A 3,162-nucleotide genomic window follows, 5' to 3' on the forward strand; every position below is an offset into this window, starting at 1 on the left:
GTGAGCGTCACGAGCTGGCCGCTGTCGACCGGCCTTGACGGGCGGATCGCTCTCAGCGGAAGGACTTTGCCCTGCGCGGCATGAAGTGCGCGCGGATGGCGACGACGGCCTTGGCCACCTTCGCGACAGCGGCGGCATCAAGATTGACACGCGGGTCGGCCATTTCTCTGATTGGTCCTATCAGGTCGCCCTCGGCGCCCTGCAATACCGGTTTCCAGAGCCTGGGCGCGAACTTCGTCCCGAGCAGGAAGCCACCTGCCCACAGGTAGGGCGCAGCCGCCGCATCGCCGTGCGCCACCAGCCGCGGGCGCCAGGTCCCGGGCGTGTCGCCCAGCCCCGAGGAGATCGTGTTGTAGGCCGCAACCAGGGACTGGACTGCCTTGGCCTCGGTCGTGTGCTCGGGCGCCATGAGGGCACCTTCGCCTACAAAGGATGGGATCCATTGGCGAGGATCGATGAAGCGCGGCCCGATGATGAGCGCGGTGAGGTATCCATCCAGGGTCTGCGGATCGGTGGCGGGTGGACTGGGGCGCTGCGCACGGAGGACGTCGAAGAAGTCCTTCTCGTCGAGCATGAGCCGCTTCGGCGCACTGGTCGGGGTGGATGTGTTCATGCAGCCTGCGCCTCCAGAGTGTCGTTGGCCTTGGCCAGGCGTGCCGCCTTCCAGGTCCAGGGCAGAAGCTCATCGAGCCGGTTGATCGTGGTGCGCCCCGAGACGATGCGCTCGAGCACATCGGAGAGCCAGGTCTCTGGGTCAATGTCGTTCATCTTGCAGGTGTTGACCAGCGAGGCCAAGACAGCCCAGCTCTCGCCGCCGCTGGCAGAGCCGGCGAAAAGTGCGTTCTTTCTCGTTAGGCATACCGGCTTGATGGCGCGCTCGACGATGTTGCTGTCCACCTCGATCCGACCGTCCTGCAGGAAGACAGTCAGTCCTTGCCAATGCTTCAAGGTATAGGCCGCGGCCTTGCCAATCGAGGACTGCGACGCGACGGCGTCGCGGATCTCTGTCAGCTGCCGCTTCAGATCATCCATCAAGACTGCACTCTCGGCCTTGCGCACCGCCAGCCGCTCGACATCGCTCAGGCCACGGATACGCTTCTCCACCTCATAGACCTTGGCGATCCGGCCCAGGACCTCGAGCGCCGCCCGCGACTGGGTCGTCTTGAACACGTCCGCAAACTTGCGCCGGGCATGGGCAAGGCAGAAGGCAAGCTCGAGCGGGGCGGCGTTGCTCTTGCGACGCTGCTTGGCCACGGTCTTGTAAGCGCCAAACCCATCTACCTGGAGAACGCCGGCAAAGCCGCCCAGGTGCGCCAGAAGATCCTGCGCGCCGCGTCCCTCGGTGTAGACATAGGCCACGGCTGGCGGTGCGGGGCCCCGCCAGTTCCGGTCGTCGATGGCATAGGCCCAGAGCTGGCTCACCTTGGTTCGGCCGCGGCCGGGGGCGAGCCGGGGCAAAGGTGTCTCGTCACAAAATACCCGCGGCTGCGCCTGGATGAAGCGCAGCAACCGCTCATGCAGGGGCTTGAGCCACCAGGCGGCGCGTGCGATCCAGCCGCCCAGCGTGCCGCGGTCAAGCTGGACGCCATGGCCGGCGAAGATCTGCGTCTGCCGGTACAGCGGCAGGTGCCATGCAAATTTGGCGGCCACAACATGGGCCACCAGCGCCGTGCTGACCATGCCACCAGACATCACCCGTGCAGGTGCCGGCGCTTGAACGACGCGCTCCTGGCAGTGCCGGCAGGCATACTTCGGACGGATCGTGCGGATGACACGCAGCCGCGCGGGCACGACATCCAGCGCTTCGCTGACATCCTCGCCGATGCGCACCCGCAGGGCGCCACAGCAGGCATTGCCTGCGTCTTCGGGTTCGATGACGACCTCGACGCGGGGCAGATGCCGCGGCAGTGCCCCCATGTTGCGTGCCGCCGCGCGCGGCGTGGCGGTCTTTGGCGCGTCCCGCCCCTCTAGCGTCGTCGGGGCGTCATCATTTGCAGCTGCAGGCACATCCGCCAGGTCCCCGAGATCGAGGGCAGTCTGCGTGGGATCAAGCGTCGCAAGCTTCTCGGATTTGGCGCCGAAGATCATGATCCGCAGCAGGGTGGCATAGACGCGCAACTCTGCATTCTCGGCCTGAAGGGCCTTCACGAGCCGCGTCAAACCGGGCGCATCAGTTGGGATCAAAGTGCTGTCAGCCTGCATGGCGAACCATACCATGCAGGCGACAAAACTCAAATAAATACAGATAGTTCAGGCAATATATACGGGCCTTTTGACAGCTGGGCGTCGAGCCTTCGTCCAATCCAGGCCGGCCAGGAGCAACCCGAACTCCTCGCGCGTCAGCACCATCGCGCCATCCCCGGGAGCAGGCCAGGTGAACCGGCGGCCCTCAAGCCACTTCGTGGCCAGAACCATGCCGCTGCCGTCCCAAAAGATCAGTCGCAACCTGTCCGCGCGGCGCGGTCGGAAGATGAAGACATCACCGCAATACGGGTCGGCTGCGAGCGCGCTGGCGACGATCGCTACCAGTCCGTTGATGCCGCGCCGGAAGTCGATCGGCGTCGTGGCGACGACGATCTTCACGCCACCTGTCGGCAGGATCATGGTGCGCGCAACGCCGCGACGAGCGCAGTCACAACAACGGGGTCGACGGGCCCGGTCAGGACCATGCGGCCCCCTCCGATCTCGAGCTCGATCCGGCCGCAGGCCGTGCTGCCCGGCTCTTCCGGGCGCCGCTCCGCGGCAGGCAGCGGAGCTTCCGGCGCGGCAAGGGTGATCGGCACGAAATGAAACGGCTCCTGCGGCGGGGTCACCCTCCGGCGACCCCGCGCGCTGCCGCTGACGCCAGCCTCCCGCCGCCAGACAGTGAGCAGCCCACGATGCACGCCCCAGCGACGCGCGACGTCGGAGATGTTCGCGCCCGGCACCGCGCTCTCCGCCACGATCTGCGCACGCTCATCATCGGTCCAGTTACGGCGGCGACGGCGCCCGGTGATCACCTCGATCCGCTGATAGTCACGGGCTTCATGCATGACTTGATGCATGGCATTATCTGTACTCTTCGGCTCGTCGAAGCTCATCGGCAAACTCTCCTGAAAGTGCGTGCCGACTATCTCTGGCGCGCAGAGCTCACCCGCAAGATGACCCGCTCGTGACGCTCAC

4 protein-coding genes are annotated in these 3,162 nt (G+C 65.9%); all 4 read right to left on the reverse strand.

Going from position 1 to position 3,162, the window contains the following annotated elements; all coding sequences use genetic code 11:
- Window positions 1-52 precede the first annotated feature (52 nt).
- Genes G0Q01_RS23390 through G0Q01_RS23405 form a run of 4 tightly spaced genes read right to left on the reverse strand, consistent with a single transcriptional unit; the run spans window position 53 to window position 3,080 of the window.
- The gene (locus tag G0Q01_RS23390; RefSeq protein WP_164185344.1) at window positions 53-613 is read right to left on the reverse strand and encodes a UPF0149 family protein; all 561 of its coding nucleotides are present in this window, start codon (window positions 611-613) and stop codon (window positions 53-55) included.
- On the reverse strand, window positions 610-2,202 hold the full coding sequence (locus tag G0Q01_RS23395) for an IS66 family transposase (RefSeq protein ID WP_164185346.1): 1,593 nt from the start codon (window positions 2,200-2,202) through the stop codon (window positions 610-612). The genes G0Q01_RS23390 and G0Q01_RS23395 overlap by 4 nt, the downstream gene beginning before the upstream one ends.
- A 48-nt stretch (window positions 2,203-2,250) precedes the next feature.
- The gene (tnpB, locus tag G0Q01_RS23400) at window positions 2,251-2,604 is read right to left on the reverse strand and encodes an IS66 family insertion sequence element accessory protein TnpB (protein WP_164185347.1); all 354 of its coding nucleotides are present in this window, start codon (window positions 2,602-2,604) and stop codon (window positions 2,251-2,253) included.
- A complete protein-coding gene (locus tag G0Q01_RS23405; protein WP_164213907.1) occupies window positions 2,601-3,080 on the reverse strand; it encodes a transposase in 480 nt (159 codons plus the stop codon). The genes tnpB and G0Q01_RS23405 overlap by 4 nt, the downstream gene beginning before the upstream one ends.
- Window positions 3,081-3,162 lie beyond the last annotated feature (82 nt).

This window comes from Salipiger sp. PrR007 (assembly GCF_010499845.1).
Taxonomy (GTDB): Bacteria; Pseudomonadota; Alphaproteobacteria; order Rhodobacterales; family Rhodobacteraceae; genus Salipiger; species Salipiger pacificus_A.